The following is a 4,547-nucleotide window of genomic DNA, read 5'->3' on the forward strand; positions in this document are numbered from 1 at the left end:
CGGCGCTTCAGTGGCGAGGTGGGCCTTCTGTAAACGGCCATCGCTGAGGGCGGGACTGTCGTAGCCGATCGAATAGCCGGTCGCGGAAAACTCGCGGTTGTAGTCATAGGCACCGCCACGCAGCACCTGACGGGCGACATCGGTGTCGCCGAAATACTCGATACTGAAATGGTCGAAGTTGTACAGGCCGCGACTGACCGGCAGGTCCTTGCCCCACCAGTCGCCATTGCGTTCGAAAGTGATGCTGCGCCCGGAGTCGACCTTGCCAACACGGTACGGCCCGCTGCCCAGCGGCGGCTCATAACCACCGCCGCCGGCGAAATCGCGACTCTTCCACCAGTGTTCGGGGAACACCGGCAGGGTCGCGATATCCAGGGGCAGGGTGCGGTTTTCGTTACTTTTGAAGTCGAAGCGCACGGTCAGCGGTGCCTCGATTTCGACGCCTTTGACGTCGGCAAACTGGGTACGATAACGCAGGCTGCCTTGGGTCATCAGCAGGTTGTAGGTGTAGCGAACGTCTTCGGCTGTGATCGGTTTGCCATCGGCAAAGCGCGCGTTCGGGTTGATGAAGAAACGTAGCGAAAGACCGTCCTCCGAGCGCTCCATCTTCTGCGCGACCAGACCGTAGACGGTGTAGGGCTCGTCAAGCGAGCGCTGGGCCAGTGGCGAATACAGCAGGCCGTCGATCTGCGTGACGCCGATGCCTTTGTCTATATAGGGCAGCAGATGATCGAAGTGGCCGATTTCGATGGCCGAGCGCCGCATCGTCCCACCCTTCGGCGCTTGCGGATTGGTGTAGTCGAAATGGCTGAAACCGGCGGGGTATTTGGCCGGTTCGCCGTAAACGGTCAGTGCGTGTTGCGGGGCAGCGGTCGCACCGGCGGCACCCGTGAGCAGGGCGAGGGCGGTGAGCATCAGTGTGGGAAAAACCAGTCGCATCGTCAGCCTTGGAACGCAAAATCGATAAGCGCAAGTTGTACGCGAGCGGCGCGCCACTCGCCAGCCGTATATTTAACCGAAACACAACGGCCCACCAAAGGGTGGGCCGTTGTCAGCAGCAGGACGACGAATCAGTCCTGACGGCTGGTGACTTCCAGCAGGTGGTAACCGAACTGGGTCTTCACCGGGCCTTGCACGACGTTGATTGGTGCGCTGAACACCACGGTGTCGAATTCCTTGACCATCTGGCCAGGACCGAACGAACCCAGGTCACCGCCCTGACGGCTGGATGGGCAGCTGGAGTTGGCTTTGGCGACTTCAGCAAAATCGGCGCCGGCTTCGATCTGAGCCTTGAGTTCGTTGCACTTGTCTTCGCTGGAAACCAGGATGTGGCGGGCAGTGGCTTTGGCCATGGGGAATTCTCCGAACTGTTTCAATAAAAGGTGGAGCGTACCGGAATCAGTCGGTGAATTCTCGGCAAAGTTCCATTCTGATTCCCTGACTCTACTCAAAGATCCGCCGCACGCAGGCGCTGGGCATGCTCGACGTACAGCTCGATAGGGTCCGCCGAAGACGCGGTTACGCCCGGGCTGCGCCGCAAACTAGCCAGGTGATCCATTGGATAATCAGAGCGGATCACTTGGCCGAGATGGCTACTGAAGCGTCCGACGAAGCCGTCATTCTGCTGGGGTTCGGTGGTGAAATACTGCGACAGGACGCGGCAGGTTGCTTGAACCGGATCCAGCGCCGGCAGCCTGGATTGCGCAACAATCCCGCTCCACGAGTAGTAACGCACACCGTTGACTTGCTCCGGGCCGTGACCGCCCCAGGTGTGTGGCAGGCCTTGTGGGAATTTGTCATTGAATTGACCGACGCCGACGGTGGTCAGTGCGTTGAGTGCGGCCACTGCATTCTGTGGCAGTGCCACGCTGCCACTGAGCAGCGACAACAAATCGGCAAATTGCGTCGCCACGTTTTGTGCAACGACCTCCGGCAGCTTGCCCGGGACCAGTGCCTTGCGCAGGAAGTCGGCGAGCTCCGAACCATGGTTCGGACCACTGACGGAGGTGACTGAAGCGACGACGTTTGGTGCAAGCGCTGCCGCATAACGTGCAGCGAGTGCACCTTGACTGTGTCCTATAAGGTTGACTTTCTTCGCGCCTGTGCCTCGCAGCACGCAGGCCATCTGTGACAGCAATTGCTCACCCCGCATTTCATTGTCATGGGTGGCCGAAAGGTGTGGAACAAACAATCGACAGCCAGCCGCTTTCAGCGCGGATTTGACGTCATGGAACAGCTCGAAATGACCGATACGCTCGAACCCGAACAGACCGTGGACCAACAGGATGGGATAACGAGTTGTAGCATTCCGTTGCATGTTCTTACCTTTTTCGTAGAAGTTCATCGGGAAATCACCGAGCCACTCTAAAACACCCCTGTCGCTGAGGAAGTACGAAGAGGCTTCGCGTTGTGTTTGAAAATGGACTACGAGGCGTACGAAATTTCGGAGAGCTGTGAAATCCGAATCGGAAGTTCAGTGGGTCGTTTGTCGGCATAACAGCGCGAACTCCCCGGTTGCCTACCTTGCGAGTAGCGCTTGCGCCGTCGTCGCGGTGTATTCGGCTGACATCAAGAACATTCAAAGAAGTCCTCAATGTAGATGTCAGTGTCGCCATTCGGGGCGGCACGTTTTCCAGGGAGTGGAAACGAAAATGAATAGCCATGAAGTCGAGTTTTGCTGGCGGATGCGTCAGCCGATGGTTGCCGAAGTGTCCATCGAAACTCTTGTCGCGCCGATGATTGACGGGCTCAGCGGGAGCGTGTTGGATCCTTCACTGGTCAAAGCCATCGTTCGCATTTCTCCTTATGCCAACATGAGCTGCGGCGATCAGTTGACGCTGTATTGGGAGGGGCTGGATATCGAAGGCTTCACCTATCAATACGAGAGTGTTCGATTCATCAGCCAGGCTCAGGTCGGCAGGGACGTAATCTTCGTCATCAAGGCCATGCATGTGGCTGCGCTGGATGGAGGCTCGCTGGAGGTTTACTGGACACTGCAAAGTGCGTCCGCGCCCAAGGCAGTGGAATCTGCACGCCTGCAACTGTCTGTGGGCGATATGCGCACGCAATTTTTGGCGCCACAGATCGAAGGCTCGGTAAACGGAGCGCTGGAGCCATCGCGAGTGGCAGAGGGCACCCTGGTGACTCTGCAGCCTTACGCGAGGATGTCGGCGGGTGATCGGGTGATGTTGTCCTGGCACGGCGATACCTCGCCCGAGATCTTTACCGACTCATTGAACGTGGAGGCCTACTCCGTCGCGCAATGCCTGTCGTTCTGGGTGCCGGGAGCTACATCGAAGCTCACCGAGGTGGTGAAGTGGTCGTCGCCTACCGTATCGAACAGCGCTGTGGAACGGTTCGAGCGTCCGAGCCTGCCACGGTTTTCCTAGGGCCTGCAGTGCGTGCGCAATTGCCTGCGCCGGATGTCGTCGAGGCAGTTGAAAACGTGTTGTCACTGAAGGATTCGGTCGACGGCGTTTCCGTTCTCATCGAAGGGGCGCAGGTGCAAGAGGATGAGTTGGTCTATCTCAAGTGTGACGGTGAGTTCTTCAGTCACCGGGATGATCTTGAAATTACGCGGGAGACGGCTGGTCAAGCGGTGTGTTTCATCGTCCCTCACCGGTTCTGGCGTGAACATCACGGCACAACGGTGCAGATCGCCTACACCGTGGAGCGTCTGGACGATGTCAGTCAGCAATCCCCCGTTACGCAAATCAGCGTGGAGGCTTTGCCAGTGAATGCCGGCCCTCCGCGCTTTGAATGAGCGGGAGGGCGGTTCGATCAACGTTCGGCTTGCGCGACGCGTCGTGCGGCATCGGTCAGCAATCGCTCAGTTGCATCGAAGCCGAGGCAGCCGTCGGTGATCGATACGCCGTAGCTTAGAGAGCTGCTCAGCGGCTGGCAGCCTTCGAACAGGTGAGATTCCAGCATCATGCCGATCAGCGAGTGGTTTCCCCGCAGGCGTTGTTCAAGGACGTCATTGAAGACTGCTGGCTGGCGTAGTGGATCCTTGCCGCTGTTGGCATGGCTGCAATCGACCATGATCCGGCTGGGGATCTTCAGTCTGCTGAGCTCGGCGCTGATGTTGGCCACGCTGGTTGCATCGTAGTTCGGCCCTTGATGGCCACCGCGCAGCACGATGTGGGTGTCAGCGTTGCCGGCTGTCTGCACGATCGCCGGATGCCCTTGGCTGTCGACGCCGAAGTGCCGATGCGGATGGGCTGCCGAGCGCATGGCGTCGACAGCAACGGCGGCGCCGCCGTCGGTGCCGTTCTTGAAGCCCACCGGCATGTTCAAGCCACTGGCCATTTCGCGGTGGATTTGCGATTCGGTGGTGCGGGCACCAATGGCCACCCAGCTCAGCAGGTCATCAAAGTAGTTGGCGGCCATGGGTTGCAGGAGTTCGGTAGCGACCGGTAGTCCGAGCCGGATCATTTCCAGCATCAGTTCGCGCGACAGCGTCAGACCGGCTGCCATGTCGTCAGTGCCGTCCAGATGCGGATCGTAGGCCAGACCTTTCCAGCCGATCGTCGTTCGCGGCTTTTCGA

6 protein-coding genes are annotated in these 4,547 nt (G+C 59.0%); 2 read left to right on the forward strand and 4 right to left on the reverse strand.

The window, feature by feature from the left end; all coding sequences use genetic code 11:
- From OQK_RS23155 to OQK_RS23165, 3 genes are all read right to left on the reverse strand, one after another.
- Nucleotides 1-939, reverse strand: a 939-nt coding sequence (locus OQK_RS23155) for an ABC transporter substrate-binding protein (protein ID WP_038861621.1), incomplete at its 3' end; no start/stop codon positions are given.
- Between the two features lie 131 nt (nucleotides 940-1,070).
- The gene (locus OQK_RS23160) at nucleotides 1,071-1,352 is read right to left on the reverse strand and encodes a peptidylprolyl isomerase (protein WP_016774509.1); all 282 of its coding nucleotides are present in this window, start codon (nucleotides 1,350-1,352) and stop codon (nucleotides 1,071-1,073) included.
- A gap of 95 nt (nucleotides 1,353-1,447) precedes the next feature.
- The gene (locus tag OQK_RS23165; RefSeq protein ID WP_038862101.1) at nucleotides 1,448-2,317 is read right to left on the reverse strand and encodes an esterase/lipase family protein; all 870 of its coding nucleotides are present in this window, start codon (nucleotides 2,315-2,317) and stop codon (nucleotides 1,448-1,450) included.
- Nucleotides 2,318-2,696: 379 nt separating this feature from the next.
- Between OQK_RS23165 and OQK_RS31640 the strand changes: the two genes are divergently transcribed.
- Both OQK_RS31640 and OQK_RS31645 read left to right on the forward strand, forming a co-directional pair.
- Nucleotides 2,697-3,389, forward strand: coding sequence for a hypothetical protein (locus OQK_RS31640; RefSeq protein WP_238537249.1), 693 nt, complete (start codon nucleotides 2,697-2,699; stop codon nucleotides 3,387-3,389).
- 8 nt (nucleotides 3,390-3,397) lie between these two features.
- On the forward strand, nucleotides 3,398-3,763 hold the full coding sequence (locus OQK_RS31645) for a hypothetical protein (RefSeq protein WP_238537250.1): 366 nt from the start codon (nucleotides 3,398-3,400) through the stop codon (nucleotides 3,761-3,763).
- 17 nt (nucleotides 3,764-3,780) lie between these two features.
- Here OQK_RS31645 and OQK_RS23175 read toward each other — a convergent pair.
- The coding region (locus OQK_RS23175) for a 3-deoxy-7-phosphoheptulonate synthase (protein WP_038861623.1) at nucleotides 3,781-4,547 on the reverse strand (767 nt) is incomplete at its 5' end.

This window comes from Pseudomonas sp. R62, from assembly GCF_000257605.1.
Classification (GTDB): Bacteria; Pseudomonadota; Gammaproteobacteria; order Pseudomonadales; family Pseudomonadaceae; genus Aquipseudomonas; species Aquipseudomonas atacamensis.